Origin of the sequence: Treponema sp. SP13 (assembly GCF_050938355.1) — a bacterium.
Taxonomy (GTDB): domain Bacteria; phylum Spirochaetota; class Spirochaetia; order Treponematales; family Treponemataceae; genus Treponema_D; species Treponema_D socranskii.
This window is the reverse complement of record NZ_JADOVM010000001.1, coordinates 362,668-379,006: the sequence shown is the minus strand read 5'-3', so window position 1 is coordinate 379,006 and position 16,339 is coordinate 362,668. Positions and strand designations below refer to the sequence as shown.

11 protein-coding genes are annotated in these 16,339 nt (G+C 50.3%); 7 read left to right on the top strand and 4 right to left on the bottom strand.

What is annotated here, in order from left to right:
- Positions 1–456: 456 nt before the first annotated feature.
- Entirely contained in the window at positions 457–762 is a 306-nt protein-coding gene (locus IZU26_RS01695; protein ID WP_021330529.1) for an addiction module antidote protein, read from the bottom strand.
- Positions 763–963: 201 nt separating this feature from the next.
- Complete coding sequence (locus tag IZU26_RS01690) at positions 964–2,856, bottom strand: hypothetical protein (RefSeq protein ID WP_021330580.1); 1,893 nt, start codon at positions 2,854–2,856, stop codon at positions 964–966.
- 268 nt (positions 2,857–3,124) lie between these two features.
- Between IZU26_RS01690 and IZU26_RS01685 the strand changes: the two genes are divergently transcribed.
- A complete protein-coding gene (locus IZU26_RS01685) occupies positions 3,125–4,003 on the top strand; it encodes an Rpn family recombination-promoting nuclease/putative transposase (protein WP_433276268.1) in 879 nt (292 codons plus the stop codon).
- A gap of 217 nt (positions 4,004–4,220) precedes the next feature.
- On the opposite strand, the gene IZU26_RS01680 is transcribed toward IZU26_RS01685, so the two are convergent.
- A complete protein-coding gene (locus tag IZU26_RS01680) occupies positions 4,221–6,437 on the bottom strand; it encodes an InlB B-repeat-containing protein (RefSeq protein ID WP_433276266.1) in 2,217 nt (738 codons plus the stop codon).
- Positions 6,438–6,759: 322 nt separating this feature from the next.
- Between IZU26_RS01680 and IZU26_RS01675 the strand changes: the two genes are divergently transcribed.
- The gene (locus IZU26_RS01675) at positions 6,760–7,908 is read left to right on the top strand and encodes a pyridoxal phosphate-dependent aminotransferase (RefSeq protein WP_433276264.1); all 1,149 of its coding nucleotides are present in this window, start codon (positions 6,760–6,762) and stop codon (positions 7,906–7,908) included.
- Positions 7,909–7,999: 91 nt separating this feature from the next.
- Here the strand turns inward: IZU26_RS01675 and IZU26_RS01670 are convergent, their stop codons facing one another.
- Positions 8,000–10,108, bottom strand: coding sequence for a methyl-accepting chemotaxis protein (locus IZU26_RS01670; RefSeq protein WP_021330117.1), 2,109 nt, complete (start codon positions 10,106–10,108; stop codon positions 8,000–8,002).
- Between the two features lie 223 nt (positions 10,109–10,331).
- On the opposite strand from IZU26_RS01670, the gene IZU26_RS01665 reads away from it, so the two are divergent.
- The 5 genes from IZU26_RS01665 to leuB all read left to right on the top strand — a co-directional run bounded on the left by IZU26_RS01665 (position 10,332) and on the right by leuB (position 16,256).
- Complete coding sequence (locus IZU26_RS01665) at positions 10,332–10,826, top strand: Lrp/AsnC family transcriptional regulator (protein ID WP_021330123.1); 495 nt, start codon at positions 10,332–10,334, stop codon at positions 10,824–10,826.
- On the top strand, positions 10,826–12,013 hold the full coding sequence (locus IZU26_RS01660) for a pyridoxal phosphate-dependent aminotransferase (protein ID WP_021330124.1): 1,188 nt from the start codon (positions 10,826–10,828) through the stop codon (positions 12,011–12,013). Before IZU26_RS01665 ends, IZU26_RS01660 begins: the two co-directional genes overlap by 1 nt.
- Before the next feature lie 3 nt (positions 12,014–12,016).
- Complete coding sequence (locus IZU26_RS01655) at positions 12,017–13,360, top strand: tetratricopeptide repeat protein (protein WP_433276262.1); 1,344 nt, start codon at positions 12,017–12,019, stop codon at positions 13,358–13,360.
- 198 nt (positions 13,361–13,558) lie between these two features.
- On the top strand, positions 13,559–15,163 hold the full coding sequence (cimA, locus tag IZU26_RS01650; protein WP_433276260.1) for a citramalate synthase: 1,605 nt from the start codon (positions 13,559–13,561) through the stop codon (positions 15,161–15,163).
- 7 nt (positions 15,164–15,170) lie between these two features.
- Entirely contained in the window at positions 15,171–16,256 is a 1,086-nt protein-coding gene (gene leuB / locus IZU26_RS01645) for a 3-isopropylmalate dehydrogenase (protein ID WP_021495715.1), read from the top strand.
- The last annotated feature ends 83 nt before the right edge of the window (positions 16,257–16,339 follow it).

Below are 16,339 nucleotides of genomic sequence, written 5' to 3'. Positions count from 1 at the left end.
TAAAAACTCGGTCGGACTTTTAGAAGTTCCCAAGCGTATACTGCCGGCCGGCAAACGCTTTTTGCACAAGGCGTGCATAGTATATATCGCAGAATTTTTTCATTTTCGGAGTTTTTTTACGCGCAAAACGATAAATTTTTATAAACATATCCGCCCTGTCCGTCCGCAGTACTTCAAAAATGAAATCTTGCACAACCGCTTTTTTTGTATAATGGTTTTATACAGGAAATTTAAGGTGCGGACACTGCAAGTTTTTCGTTTGACTGCGAAGGAGGAAAGTCTGCAACACTTTTTTCTGAATCGAGGAAAGGCGACATCGTTTTGATTTCAATTTCTTATACATTGGTAATAAATAATGGTAACGTTCTTACTGCCAAAAATTACAAGATAAAGATAGAACCTGCGCAATCACCTTATGAAAACATGCAACGCGAAGTTCCCTGCGCCATCTGGAATTTAAGCCATTACCGGAAGTTTTTCTGCAGGTGTTTTTTGCGCTTGCAGAACGATCCCCATTGATCGCAGAATATTCAGAACCGTAATAAAAGACGGATTGCCGTTTGGAGACAATGAAGTATACAGTGCTTCACGAGTTACGCCTGCTTCTCTGGCAAGTTTTGTCATACCTTTCGCGCGGGCAATCGCGCCGATAACGTTGATAACGTCGGCGGCTTCTCCTGCTTCAAGAGCGGCAGATAAATATGCCGTTACGTCTTCCGGTGTTATAATATTTTCGGCCATATCCCATTTTGTAATTTTCATTTATATCCCCTTTGCTATTTTATGAGCTTTTACGATGTCGTCTTTTTGCGTCGATTTATCACCGCCGCATAAGAGGATGACTATTTTATTATGCTCGTTTTTGTAATAGAAATAGATAAGCAATCGCTTTTTGAAATATATATTCGTCGGTTCAATGACAAACGAATTGCCGGCTGCCGACGGATCGCGCCGCGATATCGGCTAACCGTTGCTGATGAGGCGCAGAATATACAACTGCACGTACATAAACAGTGATTCCTGTTCCGTGATCTTTTGCATATTCGGCGTTTTAATCAGCGATTCCGCAAGGCTCCGCACGCGCTCGACCGTAAACGTTTGAGCCGAAATCGTATGGATAACTCTGCGCATATAGCCGCGGATTAGGGAATTGACGTCTTCGGTGAGCTGGCGGTGCGCATCCGGCGATATCAGTTTATTCCACTGTTTGCAGTATGAATCGAGTTCGCGGTCAACCGTTGAGCCTTCGGGGACGAGATCGTTTTCGACCGTTTTTGCGGCCTGGATGATCGCTTCACGCTTGGTCGCGGGGCGAATGTTTTTGTTTGTCGAATGCGTATCTTTTACTTCTTCAACCGCTTCTTCGCTTTTTTTCTTTTTCGGACCGCGCATAAAAAATCCGATAATCTGCGAAACGACCGGAATGGAATACCAAAACGGCAGCAATATCTTTGCGTTTGCGAGCACCGTTGCATTGCCGATCATGAGCAATTCGGCGTACGGCAAGAGCCGTCCGTTTGAAAAGAGACGGAAGTTTCCGCCTCCGCTCCCGTTTTGCAGTTCGACGTCGAGCAGCGTCAAAAAGTTAGTGTTGAGCAGCGCATACAAAACGGGAGACGTTTTTTCAACCTGCGTTTTAAGTACCGACTCGAAACGCTGCTTGTCGTGCATTTCGGGAAGCTTTTCAAAATTTTTAAGCGCCTTATACCATTTGTTCGTGAGATTCTGTTTGATAACGCTGTGCGCTTCGTTGCACAGCCGTATGATAAGCGGAAACACTTTCGACTTATAGACAAAGTATCTCGTACCGGAATCGACCTTAAATACAAGCAGGCGCGGCAGATCCCCGTCTTTGCTTTCGGTCGTAAGCCGCTCAAGAAATTTTTTCAAATCGTCGTCGCTATAGCGATTGCTGAGCGGCACGCCCCTCGTATCGGTTATCTTGACGATCGCGCTCATCGGATAAAAATACGGCGGTTTATCGAGAGCCGCTTCGAGCAATTCGAGCGCTTCGTTTTTTTGCTGCTGTTCCTGCACTTTGTTTTTCAGCAGCAAAAGGTGCAATTCCGCGATGGAAACCGCCTGCAGAAGATTCGTATCTTCCAGCGTCGTATCCTTTACTTTTTCAAAATCCTGTCTGATAAAATAGCACAATTGGCTCCACGAATAAAACGAACTCGCAGACGATTCCAGCAGCTGCGCCGCGCTGTCCTGTCTCGTTACAAACTGTTCAAAAAACGTCTTTATCGAAATCTCTTTTCCGGGATTTGCGTTGCGCAGTTTTTTAAAAAAATAATCGTGATATTCTTCTTTTTTGAGCATCGCACGGATCTTCGACAGTGCCGCATCGGTGAGCATCTGTACGGGCACGCATTCGGGAAACAAAATGGAAGGCACGTTGCGGGGAAGCTGCACGATGTATAACTTCGGCGATTTCAAATCCTGCTTTGCAAACAGAGCGGCAAGCAAATCCGATGCCGGCTTTTTTTCCAGCGCGTCCGACGAAAGCTGTTTCGGCAAATCGCTCAGCGTCGGAAACGGTACGGCAGGATTAAACGCAAGCTCTTTATAGCGCTGCGCAAACCTGACCGTATAGTACATGATGACGATGACGATCTGTTTGTCGCCGTCCCGCTCCAACATGGACACGAGATGTTTTGCTTCAAGCGTTTGCAATTCCGCGATAACCGTATCTTCCGTATTGCCGAGGTAGACGGACAAGCCGGGCTCTTCTTCGATATAGTGTTCCGCATATTTTTTTATATAATCGCAAAAATCGCGCAGATTGACAAATGCGGAATTTTGTTTATTCGCATACGACCGGAGAAGCGTACCGAAATTCGTTATCGCCGACATAATTTTTAGTATATCAAAGAAGCTGTTTTTCGGCAACACGATTTATTGAAATTTTACTGAATTTTTACATCGATACTGGAAAATCAAGTATAGGGGCAGGGCGACACCCCCGCGCAACCTTGCAACGAGCGCGGAGCGCGAAGTTCCCCGCGCAGGAAACGGTATTCCCGTTTATTTTCATAAAAAACCGCGTAATTTATAACTTTGTAAACGATATATAGATCAGCGGCTTCCTTGCCGCGCTATCTCAACAATCGAAGGTGCAGCTATGGAATATACCCATAAACCCGTCGACGAACTCTCCTTTACCGACGACTTTATGTTCGGCACGGTCATGAAAAACAAAAGAATTTGTAAAGGCGTATTGGAGCGCTTATTACACATCAAAGTCGGTAAAATCGAATATCCCTCCCTGCAAAAAACGATAGCACCCTTTTACGAAAGCAAAGGTATACGCCTTGACGTCTATGTCTCAGACCCCGATCGCGTTTTCGATATCGAAATACAAACGTCGATTCCGCCTTCTCTTCCCAAACGTACGCGCTATTATCAAAGCCTTATGGATGTCGATAACCTCTTGAGAGGACAAAGCTATGCCGAACTGAAAGAGAGCTATGTCATCTTTATCTGTACGCAGGATCCCTTCGGCAAAGGCTTACCCGTGTATACGTTTCGCAACGTATGCGGTGAAGACGACGGTATTTTTCTTGATGACAAATCGTATAAAGTATTTTATAATGTGGGTGCCTACGGTAAAGAAGATGAGTCTGAATTGAGCGCTTTGTTGGAGTATCTTTGCAAGAGGCGGGCGACGAGCGGTTTTACACAGCACATCGATGAGCTTGTCGAAAAAGCGAAACGGAACGAAAAGTTCAGGAGCTGGTATATGTCGTTGAATATTCATGAAGATGACTTACGCAGAGAAAGTTTACAGCTGGGTGAAAAGATCGGCTTTGAGCGGGGCGTTGCTACGGGAATACGCAAAGGCAGGAGAGACGGACTCTTACAAGGCAGACGCGACGGTATCGTCACGGGAGCTCATCAAAAAGCACGAGAGACGGCAAAGCTGATGCAGCGAGAAAGCTGTTCTGTCGATTTTATACAGCGGATGACCGGTCTCTCGGAAGCGGAAATCAAAAAACTGTAATAGTATTTGCTGTGAAGCTCGACATCCGGCCTTTTAGGTAAAAATTGATTTCCGTGGCAGGGCGACACCCCCGCGCAACCTTGCAACGAGCGCGGAGCGCGAAGTTCCCCGCGCAGATTTTATCTTTAAGCGGACGTCTTGTCCGCTTAAAGAGTTTATTCTGTTTCGGATTGAATTGTCTCAATCCAAAGACTTTTCCATAACAACTCCCCGGGAATTAAAACCCCACAATCGTGCCGAAGTCTTCCCAGCCTTCTGCGGCTTGGTAGAGTGCTTTGGAGCCGGCGGGGACGCGGAGCGTTGCGGATGCGAGGGGTACGTTTTTAAACACGTAGGCGCCTGCCGGAATAGCCGGCGGCTTTGCCGCTTTGCACGTTACCGTCTTCAGTTTAGGATCGGACGACAAGGCATATATCCATATTTGGGTAAGCGTTGAGGGGAGCTCGACCGACGTCAATTCGGGGCAAGCGGCAAGCATAGAAGTGCGAAGGTCCGTTATGTTTTCCGGTATAACCATCGAGCTCACTTTTAGGCCTCTAATTGAAAAGTCGCCGATATATTCCAGCGAAGCCGGCAGGTTAAGCGTTGCAAGGTTGGGACAGTCGTTAAACACAAAGTCTTCAATACGCTTTAAGCCGTTTGGCAGCGTAACGGAAGTGATTGCGGGAATCTTGCTGAAAGAAGCCTTTCCCAATTTTGTTACGCTTGCAGGAACGGTGTAAGAAGCGTCCGGTTTACCCGGCAGATAGCCTAACAGTACGGTTTTATCTTTGTTAAAGATAACACCGTCTTGGGAAGAAAGGTAGGCGTTATCGGATGCGACCGTTACGCTTTGCAGCGTAGCTCCCCAAAAGTCGGGGCGCTCTATGCCCCTTACCGTGTAGGTTACGCCGCCGTGGGTAACTTCTTTGGGTATGGTAAGCGATGTTCCTGTGTACTCCGTCCAGAATGAATTACTTGTAAAAGCGGTTACACTCACCTTTTCCGCTCCGGCGGTTTTGTCCGTTACGTGGTAACGCACGCCGCCTTCTTCAAAGTAGTCGAGTATGACGACGGAAGGTTTTACGGTAATGGTACCTGAAAGGGCGGTTTGTCCGCTTACCGTGTCGGTTACCTTTATGCGCGTTGAGCCGGCATTGCTGCACGTTACCGTAATATTGCCGTAATTGTTCAAGTTCGCCGTATTCAGCGTGATGATGCCCGCCGTTTCAGGCGTTGCCGTGTAGCTGCCCGAACCCGATGTTACAAGCGTGTAGGTAAAGCTTTGTCCCTTTTCTTTGGTAAAGTTCCGCGTATCCAGAGTGAGTGCAGGACCGGTATAGGTACTTTTAAACTTTACTTTGATGTTTGCCGCTGCCGTTACGGTGTGGTTGTAGGTTGCGTTTGTTCCCGCCGCGGCGATGGGCGTTCCGTTGTTCGTCCATTGTTCCACTTCACAGCTCGAACCGGCAGGCGTTGCCGTAAAGATTACGGTTTTGCCGTGTTCGACCGTATCGCCCGAACTGATTTCGGTGCCGTCAACTTTTGCTGTAAGCGTGCCGTTTCCGCCGTCCACGCCGAAATCGATTTTACACAGTACCTGCTTAAAGGTTACGGTTACGGTAACGTCTTCAGTGATTTTAAGCGTCGCGCTCGTGCTTCCGTCGGTGCCGCCTAGTAAAAATGAGCCCGCCGAAACCGTCCACTTATTCACCGCATAGCCTGCATCAGGTACTGCCTTAAAGGTAATTTCGCTGCCATAGGGCACATTGGGCGGGTTTGGAAGCTCTGGAACGGTCGTTACTCTGCCGTGTACCGGCGGGGTAAGCGTAGCCGTGTGCAGGACAGGAAACACCCCGGCCTTCCGTTTAAAGAATACCTTAACCTGTGCGTTTGCCGTAACTTTGAGCGTGTAGGTAAGCGCTGTGCCGTTTACTTCTGTGCCGTTAAGTTCCCACTTTTCAAGAATGTAGCCTCCGAGCGGCGTTGCCGTAAAGGTAAGCTCGGTGTTTTCGGCTGCCATGCCGTCATCGCTCAGTGCAGGCGTTACTTTTACATTGCCGCCTATAGTGTAGTCAAGCTCTACCTTGTACATTTGCACGGGCGGTACGGTTTTAAGTTTGAACTTTACCGTTACGGTTACCGGCTGCACTACCTTTATCTTTGCGATCGTGCTCTCACTTGCTCCCGTTCCCGCTTCAAAGGTACCTGTGTCTACCGACCAAAAGTCCACGTTGTACTGTGCGGGATTGTCCGGCATTGCGGTAAACTCGACGATTTTGCCCTGTTCGACCGTATCGCCAGAATTGATTTCGGTACCGCCGACCGTCGCTTTGATCGTACCGTTGCCGCCGTCTACGCCGAAGGTTACGGCGAACGACGTGGGCGGAGTGCCGCCTCCCGAATCGCTGCCGTTGGAGCAGCTTGTAAAAACGAGCGCTGCGGCAAAAAGCAAAACGCCCGCTGTAATCGGTACTTTTTTTAAAAGGGTTTTACCGAGCTCCCCCCCCCCCCCTATACAAATGTACAGGGTTCATCTTGTTTACAGTCATCATAAACCTCCTCTGAAAACTTTTGTAGGATGTCTCGACATCTTATTATTATTATTATAACATATTTTCACAATTTTTACAGGCGATTTGCGATATAATTTGCGGGCAGCTGTCCGGCGTACCGAAATCTTTTTGAAAAAACTCCGAAATCGTATGCGGGCACATGTAAAAACGCGCGAATGTCCCCTTGTTTTTCCTGCGTCCTGTGATTACAATACCGATACTATGAATGCAAAACGAATGGCGCAGCTGCATCCTTATGTGCCCGGCGAACAGCCTTCGGACAAAGCCTACATCAAACTCAACGCGAACGAAAACCCGTATCCGCCGAGTCCGCACGTCATCTCCGCCCTCATCGATTTTATTAAAAATCATCCGGAAAAACTTGCGCTTTATCCCGACCCCGATGCACGTCGTCTGCGAGAGGCGATCGCCGCTATGCTCAACAGAACGGGCGGTGTGCTCGCTCGCACCGTTCCCGAAGGTGAGCACTGCCGTCCGTCGGAAGCGGACATGATCCCGTTTACGGTAACGCCCGATATGATCTACACCGGCAACGGGAGCGATGAAGTGCTTTCGTTTGTGTTTTACGCGTTTTTCGATTCCGATGCGAAACTCGTCACTCCCGAATTTTCGTACAGCTTTTATCCGGTATACGGCGGCTTTTACGATATTCCGCTCGACTTTGTCAAACTTAAAAGCGATTGGACGCTCGATACGCGCACTATGATCGCACGCGAAAAAATCAACGATTCGGGAATCATATTTGCAAATCCGAACGCGCCGACGGGGCGTTCTCTTTTACGGAACGAAGTGCGTGCCATGCTTGAAGAGACAAACCCTGGGCGGGTTTTCGTCATCGACGAAGCTTATGTCGATTTCGGCGGTGAAAGCTGCATACCGCTGCTTGCCGACTTTCCCAATTTGGTCGTCGTGCGTACGTTCAGCAAAAGCTTTTGCGGAGCCGGCATGCGGCTCGGCTACATCGTCGCGTCTCCCGAACTCGTGCAGGCGGTGACGACGGTAAAAAATTCGCTCAATCATTTTCCGATCGACGCCGCTTCTCAAATCGCGGGCATCGCTGCATGCGAAAACGACGCGTACTATGCCGAATGTGCAAAAAAGATCGCAGACGAGCGGGAAAAATTTTCGGCGTTCCTCGTCGCACACGGTTGGGACTGCATCCCCTCCGTAACGAATTTCGTCTTCGCGCGCAAAGCGGGGCTTTCGGGAGAAGATGCGTACTGCCGCATAAAAGAGCGCGGCATCCTCGTCCGCCGCTTTGCAACGAAAGGTATAGAAGATTTTCTCCGCATGACGATCGGTACCCCCGACCAGATGTGCGCTCTTTGCGATGTGATCGAAACGCTGTAAACCGACGGCGAATGATTCTTAAAATAAAAAGGGCTGTCTCAAAAGTCGGTTACTTTTTCGACAGCCCCTTTGAATCATCGTGCATCCGATGTCAGACTTTAAACTTGCCGACTTCGGCTGCAAGGCTTTCGATGCTTGTTTTATTTTTTTGCGTCAGCGAATTGACGTCCTGTATGGCGTTGTTGATCTGCGTCGCACCTGAAGCCATTTCGTTCATGCTGTCGGTGATGATGCGCGTCAAATCGTCAAGCTTACGCATTTCCTCTGCGACCTGCTCACCGCCTTTGAGCATCTCTTCCGATCCGGCTTGTACTTCCGTCGTCACCGAATTGATGTCTTTGATCGCAGCGAGCACTTCTTTGCTGCCGTTTTCCTGTTCGCGCATCGCTTCCGTGAGGCGGTCGCTCATCGATTTTACTTCTTCGGACAGCGTAAAAATAATATTGAATTTTTCTTCGACTATTTTGGAAGATGATGCGAGTGTTCCGATTTCGTTGCCGAGCGATTTCAGCGTCGCCGTTATCGTCTTGCCTTGAGCCGCCGAATCTTCCGCGAGCTTTCGGATTTCGTCGGCGACGACGGCGAAGCCTTTTCCCGCTTCTCCCGCATGTGCCGCTTCGATCGCGGCGTTCATCGCAAGGAGGTTCGTCTGGCTCGCGATGTGCTGGATAACGCTTGAAGCCTCCATGAGGCTGCCCGATTCTTCCGTAATCTGCTGCGTGATACCGTTTGAATTGACGAGCGTGTCTTTTCCTTCTCCGGTTGCCGAAGTGAGATCTTTAATCACGCCGCCGGTTCGGTCGAGCGTCTGCCCGATGGAAGCGATATTTGCGACCATCTCTTCTATGGCGGCGGAAGACTGCGCGACGCTCGCCGCTTGCGCTTCGATGCTGTTGTTCAGCTGTTTGATCGTTCTGATAATCTCTTCGATGGTAGCCGCCGTTTCGGTAACGCTTGCCGCCTGCGTCAGCGCCTGCTGTTTTACACCGTCGATATTTGCGCTTATTTCCTGGACGGCGCCCGCGGTTTCGGTCATATTGGATGCAAGCTCGTTGCCGACCGATTTCATCGTACCGGTATTTTCTCCGATCGACTGTATCGTGTAACCGATTTTTTCGATCGTTTGATTAAAGTATACCGACAATTCCGTCACTTCATCGTTGCCGGTGATTTCCAAACGCACCGTCAGATCGCCGTCTCCCTGCGCAATATTTTTTAATGCCGCACCGACATTTTGAACGGGCTGCACCATTTTTCGTGCAACAAAATATATAGTCGCCAGAGTCAGAATTAAAACAGTCAGTCCGATAAAATCCATCGTAAGACTCAGCGTGTTGACGGTTCCCATAAACTCGTTGTACGGAGCTTTTAAGACCACCGTCCAATCGGCTAATTTACTCTTTGCGTATCCGGCTATTTTTTTCGTACCGTCGTACGTATAATAGCCGATTCCGGGAGTTTCCGATTCCACAGCGAGCTTTTCAAGTGCTGCAAACGATGCAAGACTCGGATCCGTTTTTGCCGCTTCAACGGCATTGTATAGTGATTGTACGTATTCCCGATCTACATCGGCGATTGTATTGCCGGTCGTTCCTAAAACATAGCAGTTACCCGTTTCCCCGACTTTTATATCGTCTATGATATCGGAGAGTGCCTCACCTCCGATGGAACAGGCAAGTACGCCGGAAACGGCATTGTTGTCGTCTCTGAGAGGCACTGCGAAGACGGTAACGAATTTGTTATCCGAACGGGAAAGGAACGGCTCGGAGATAAACGGCTTTCCGTTCCGCGCCTGTATAAACCATTCTCTGTCTGCGACGAAAATCGTTTTGCCCGAAGCGGTACGGCGATACCCGTTTACGTCCGTTATATCCAATTCTATTATTTTGGAATTGCGCGTGGCTTCCCCTTGCAGTATTTTAATTTTATCCGAGACGGGAACCGACGGATCGCGCAGCAGTGGCGTCCGCGCAATACCTTCAATGAATTGGAACCACGCTTTGATTCTCCCGTCGATAATCTCCGCAACGTCGACGGCTTTATCCGTGAGATGCGTTTGAACGCGGTCGGTTACGACTTTGCGCGTTGAACGAATCGCAAAGACGCTTTCCCCGACCAACACGACTGCTATCAGCAGTCCGAAAATAATAATTAATTTTTTACGGATCGAAAATCGTTTTTTGTCTGTTGCACCGGTCATGCGCTTGCCTCCGATTTTTCAAAGGAAAGAGAAACGGTAATTTTTTTGCTCATTCGCAAGAACTCCTTTAGAAGTCAAACACTCTTTTACACGTTTGTATCAGTATATGTATTTTTCCGCATTTAGTCTATCAGTCAGTCGCGTTTTCGCTCTCGATCCGCTCAATTGTAAGGTTCTTTCAAATATGGTATACTGATATACTATAGTGTAAGGAGCCGTAAGTATGGATATTTCCGAAGAGATTCTCGATTTGCTGCGTGAAAATGCGCGCCTTTCCGTCGAAGACATTTCCGCGATGACGCGAAAGACGGAAGACGAAGTGCGCGCCGTCATCAAAAAACTCGAAGACGGCGGCGTCATCATGAAGTATGCGGCGATTATCAATCCTGAAAAAGACGGCGAATTCAAAGACCGCGTACACGCAGAAATCGAAATACAGGTTACGCCCGAGCGCGAGAGGGGCTTCGATGCGATCGCCGACAGAATATGGCGCTTTCCGCAGGTAAAGTCGCTCTACCTCATGAGCGGCGGCTACGATCTCAAAGTGATCATCGAAGGCGATACGCTGAAAGAAGTCGCGCTCTTCGTCGCGAGCAAACTTTCGACGATCGAAGGCGTGCGTTCGACGAAAACGCATTTTATTTTAAAGACATATAAAGAAAACGATATCGTCTACGTTGAGCAGGATCGCGACGGCCGTGAAGGAGTAACCGCCTGATGAACACGCGCGACGACCGCTTTTCCAAAAAAATTCTCGCAACTCCTCCGTCGGGCATCCGCAAATTTTTCGATTTAATAATCGGCCGCGACGATATCATTTCTCTCGGTGTCGGCGAGCCCGATTTCCCGACGCCGTGGCAGCTCCGCGAAGAAGCGTTTTATCATCTCGAAAAGGGGCAGACTTCGTATACGTCGAATTGGGGGCTTCTCGAACTGCGTGAAGAGATCGCGCGCTATCTTGCGCGCTACGGCATGTACTACAGTCCGAAAAACGAAATCATCGCGACGATCGGCGGCTCGGAAGCGGTTGACGCGGTGCTCCGTTCCGTCTTAAATCCCGGCGATGAAATTATCGTGTGCGAGCCGTGCTACGTTTCGTATCAGCCGCTTTCCGAACAGTGCGGCGCAACCCTCGTTCACTTGGACACGAGCGAAACGGAATTCATTCCGACGGCGGAAAAAATCGAAAGCGCGGTCACCGAACACACAAAAGCGCTCATGCTGTGTTCTCCGTCGAATCCGACGGGACGCATGATCCCGAGCGACGAACTTGCAAAAATCGCGGAAGTCGTCAAAGCGCACAAGCTCTGGTGTATTAGCGATGAAATTTACGGAGAGCTCGTATACGACGGACGCAAGCACGTTTCGATCGGCAGCTTTCCCGGCATGAAAGATTACGCGGTCATCATCAACGGATTTTCGAAATCCTTTGCGATGACGGGATGGCGCATCGGCTATCTCGCCGCAAATGCGGAATTGACAAAACAAGTGTGCAAGCTGCACCAGTATTCCACGATCTGCGCTCCGATCATGAGTCAATACGCGGCGATCGAAGGCTTGAAAAACGGATGGAACGAAGTCGAGAGGATGCGCCGGAGCTACGAGCAGCGGCGGAACCTCATGTATAAAGCGTTTTGCGATATGTCCCTTCCGTGTACGGAAGGCGAGGGGGCATTTTATCTTTTTCCCGATATCCGTTCGACGGGTTTGACGAGCGAAGAATTTGCGACGCAGCTTATTGAAAATTATCAAGTGGCGGTCGTGCCGGGAACCTGTTTCGGAAAGGGCGGCGAAGGATTTATCAGATGCTGTTATGCGACCGATATTAATAAAATAAAGATTGCCGTTTCGCGAATCGCGGAACTGGTAACGGAGCTTCGGAAAAAACGGGAGACGAATCGTTAACACATGGATGCAGCGATATCGATTTTAATAGTAATCGTTTCTGCGGCCGTCGTCGCTTCTCTCATTGTAGCGCTTCGTTCCGCAGCGGTACGGGGAGAAGGAACGGGAGGCAGACAAAAAGGTAGACGCCTCGTCATCCGCGAATGCTCGAAAAAGCTCGCGCGCGATCCCCGCAACGTGCAGGCGCTCTTGACGCTCGGAGAGCTGTATTACGACGAGCGGAATTGGGATAAAGCGTTCCCGCTTTACAATCTCCTCTTCGACTTGATACCGACGCATGTCGAAATCGATGCGGGAAAAATCGCCTGCCGGCAGGGCATCTCGGCGTTTCACAGCAATAAATTCGAAGACGCCGAACGAGGACTTTTGTCCGCATGCAAATTCGAACCCGACAATTTCGATGCGAACTTTTATCTCGGACGGCTCATGTATCAAAAAAACGAATACGAAAAAGCAATCCTGTGTCTGCGGAAAGCACGCTCCATCAACCCCGAAGCGGAGGAAACGGACGAACCGCTCGGGCTTTCGTATTTTAAATCGCAGCACTATCGTGAAAGCATTCCTTTTTTGCGCCGCGTGCTCGATGAAAACCCGACGGACAAAGACGCGCTTTTTGCGATCGCGACGGCGATGGACAAAACGGGCTACGGCGATAAAGCGCTCAAAGTGTTTATGCACTTGCGCCCGGATCCGCAGTACGGCGCCCGGTCCTGTCTTTCGGCGGGTTTGATTCACGAACATATAAATCAATATCAGCTTGCCGAGCAGGATTATGAAATCGGTTTGAAGCTCGAAGAGGTTCCCCTCGATCTGCAGACGACGCTGCGCTATCGGCTTGCGAATGTGTGTCTCGCGCAAAAAAATATCGGTAAGGCGCTCGCGCATCTCAAAACGATACAGGATACAGTGCCGGGCTATAAAGACGTGCCCGCCCTGATCCAGCGCTATCAGGAACTCAATACGAACGCGAATTTGCAAACCTATCTCATGTCGCCGACGGGCGATTTCGTCGCTCTGTGCCGCCGTTTCGTCGCTTCGTATTATTCCGATGCGACGGTAAAGATCGAAGACGCTGCGGTGACGCAGGAGTTCGTCGAAATCCTCTGTACCGTCGATACGCCGCGCTGGGAAGATTCGGAGATGTTTCGATTTTATCGCAGCACCGGAGCGATCGGCGAATTGTATGTGCGCGATTTTCACGCAAAGCTCCGCGACATGAAATGCGACAAAGGCTTTTGCATCACGGCGGGTGCGTTTACCGAAGGTGCGCACAAATTTTCCGAAGGCCGTCCCATCGACTTGATCGAAAAAGGCCGCCTCGTTTCGATGCTGAAAAAACTCATGTGATCGGAAAATCGATACCTCTTTTAGCGGTCGGGGCATTGTTACTTGTTGCAGCTCTTTTGATTGCTTTCCCGAACGATACGAGCGGCGGCCTGCGTGTTTTTTTGCGGTATTTTTTTCGGGGCTTTACGCGCCGTGTGTATCTCCGACACGACAATCCCGCACTTCCCATTATCCGCCGTTTCCATTATAACTATCGATATGCGTTCAAATACTAGGGTCGATATCCTCGATTCGACGCTGCGCGACGGCGCGCAGGGAGAAGGGATCAGTCTTTCGGTTCAGGATAAAATTCACATCGTGCACGCGCTCGACGAACTCGGTGTCGCGTATATCGAAGCGGGGAACCCCGGCTCGAATCCGAAAGACATGGAATTCTTTCAGGAGATAAAAAAAACGCCGCTTGCAAACGCAAAGCTCTGCGCTTTCGGCGCGACGCGCAGAAAAGATATTTCGTGCGCGGAAGACGTAAACGTACAAAGCCTTTTGGCGGCGGAGACGGAAGACGTCGTCATATTCGGAAAGTCGTGGACATTCCACGTCGTCGATATTATTAAAACGACGCTCGAAGAAAACCTTTCGATGATCCGCGATACGTGCGCATTTTTAACGAAAAACAACCGCCGTGTCATCTACGATGCCGAACATTTTTTTACCGGCTACCGGTACGATAGAGACTATGCGCTGAAAACGCTCAAAGCTGCGATCGAAGGGGGAGCCGGTGTACTCACGCTTTGCGAAACGACGGGCGGCTGCCTCATCGGCGAATGCAAAAAAGCGGTTGCCGATGTGTGTGCGCATTTCGGACGCGAAGCCCTTGTCGGTATCCACACGCACGACGATTCGGGGCTTGCCGTTGCGAACTCGCTCGTCGCGGTCGAAGCGGGAGCCCGCCACGTGCAGGGAACGCTTCTCGGTTTCGGAGAACGCACGGGAAACGCAAACCTTGCGACCATCATCGCCGACTTGCAGTTGAAGATGGGCTATACCTGTCTTCCGGACGAAAAGCTGAAATCGCTTACACCGATTGCGCGGCGAGTAGCCGAAATCGCGAATATCGCCCTGAATCCGCAGCTTCCCTACGTCGGTGCGAACGCGTTTGCGCACAAAGCGGGCATGCACATCGATGCGGTTATCAAAAATCCCGACGCGTACGAACACATCGCCCCCGAAAGCGTCGGAAACTCACGCGTGTTCCTCATGAGCGAAGTTGCCGGGCGCAGCATGATCATCGAAAAGATTAAAAAATTCGATCCGGCGATTCAAAAAGACGATCCGGTCGTTTTGGAAATTATTAAAAAAATGAAAGAGCTCGAATTCGAAGGCTACCAGTTTGAAGGAGCCGACGGAAGTTTCGAACTGCTCGTGCGCAAAACGATCGGAAAATACCAGCCGTTTTTTACGCTGCATTATTATCAGACGAGCGGCATCAATCCGAGGCCCGAAAAGGGAGTCAACGCGTGCGCGCAGATTAAAGTTGAAGTCGACGGACAGATCGCGGTGAGTGCGGGCGAAGGCGACGGCCCCGTCAACGCGCTCGATATCGCGCTCCGCCGCGCGCTCGAAAAATTTTATCCCGCAGTAAAAAAGATCCGGCTCACCGATTTTAAAGTCCGCGTCATCGACGGAAAGTCCGCGACCGCAGCGCGCGTGAGAGTCCTCATCGAAAGCACCGACGGAAGCGATTTGTGGACGACGGTCGGCGTTTCGGCGGATATCATGGAAGCCTCGTGGCTTGCCCTCGTCGATTCGTTCGAATATAAATTGATAAAAGATATCGAAAAACATTTTCGAAAAATGATATGAGGTAAATATGAAAAAGACGATTGCTCTTATTCCCGGCGACGGAATCGGACCGGACGTCGTAGCGGAAGCGGTGCGCGTGCTTGACGCCGTCGCAAAAAAATACGGACACGAGTTTGTATATAAAAATGTCGTTGCGGGAGGAGAAGCGATCGACAGCCGGCAAAATCCGCTTCCGAAAGACCAGCTCGATATCTGCCTTGCATCCGATGCGGTGCTGCTCGGAGCCGTCGGCGGGCCGAAGTGGGACAACGTCGCGCCTGAAATGCGTCCCGAAAAAGCGCTCCTCGGTTTACGGGGCGGCATGAAAGTGTACGCGAACCTCCGTCCCGCCGTCATGTTCAAACAACTCAAGGAAGCCTGTCCGCTCAAAGATTCCGGCGACGGGATCGACATCCTCATCGTGCGTGAATTGACCGGCGGCATCTATTTCGGCGAGCGGGGTACGTCGGAGGACGGAAAGAGCGCATGGGATACGGAAACGTATTCGTGGCATGAAATAGAACGCATCGTGCGGCTCGGCTTTGAAGCGGCGCAAAAGCGGCGGAAAGTGCTCACGGTCGTCGATAAAGCGAATATCCTCAACACGAGCCGACTGTGGCGCAAAGTTACGGAAAGCGTCAAAGGCGATTATCCCGACGTTTCGCTCGGCTATATGTATATCGACAACGCGGCGATGCAGCTCGTGCGAAACCCGAAGCAGTTCGACGTCATCGCGACGAGCAATATGTTCGGCGATATTTTAAGCGACGAAGCGAGCCAAATCACCGGTTCCATCGGTATGCTCGCATCCGCGTCACTCGGCGACGGAAGCGGGCCGGGACTCTACGAACCGATTCACGGATCCGCGCCCGACATTGCGGGTAAAGATGCGGCGAATCCGCTTGCAACTATTTTGTCCGCAGCGATGCTTTTGCGCTACAGCTTTCACGCGGAAACCGAAGCGCGCGCGATCGAGACTGCCGTCGAAAGCGTGCTCGACGAAGGCTGGCGCACCGGAGACATCGCGGGAGATATTTCGGCGGTAAAAGCTGCGGGAAAACTTGCCGGCACGAAAAAGATGGGCGAGCTCGTCGCCGAGCGTATTGCGGGATAAGGCACGAACGGTTCAAAGATAAAGATAGACGGGCGGGGAAAATTTGCGGAACAATTTTTTATCGAAAGATCGTTCCGCAATCA

What these genes read in the sequence shown, in the direction of transcription:
- IZU26_RS01695 (WP_021330529.1), bottom strand. Translation starts at nt 762, where the DNA reads ATGAAAATTACAAAATGGGATATGGCCGAAAATATTATAACACCGGAA.
- IZU26_RS01690 (WP_021330580.1), bottom strand. Translation starts at nt 2,856, where the DNA reads ATGTCGGCGATAACGAATTTCGGTACGCTTCTCCGGTCGTATGCGAAT.
- IZU26_RS01685 (WP_433276268.1), top strand. Translation starts at nt 3,125, where the DNA reads ATGGAATATACCCATAAACCCGTCGACGAACTCTCCTTTACCGACGAC.
- IZU26_RS01675 (WP_433276264.1), top strand. Translation starts at nt 6,760, where the DNA reads ATGAATGCAAAACGAATGGCGCAGCTGCATCCTTATGTGCCCGGCGAA.
- IZU26_RS01670 (WP_021330117.1), bottom strand. Translation starts at nt 10,108, where the DNA reads ATGACCGGTGCAACAGACAAAAAACGATTTTCGATCCGTAAAAAATTA.
- IZU26_RS01665 (WP_021330123.1), top strand. Translation starts at nt 10,332, where the DNA reads ATGGATATTTCCGAAGAGATTCTCGATTTGCTGCGTGAAAATGCGCGC.
- IZU26_RS01660 (WP_021330124.1), top strand. Translation starts at nt 10,826, where the DNA reads ATGAACACGCGCGACGACCGCTTTTCCAAAAAAATTCTCGCAACTCCT.
- IZU26_RS01655 (WP_433276262.1), top strand. Translation starts at nt 12,017, where the DNA reads ATGGATGCAGCGATATCGATTTTAATAGTAATCGTTTCTGCGGCCGTC.
- cimA (WP_433276260.1), top strand. Translation starts at nt 13,559, where the DNA reads ATGCGTTCAAATACTAGGGTCGATATCCTCGATTCGACGCTGCGCGAC.
- leuB (WP_021495715.1), top strand. Translation starts at nt 15,171, where the DNA reads ATGAAAAAGACGATTGCTCTTATTCCCGGCGACGGAATCGGACCGGAC.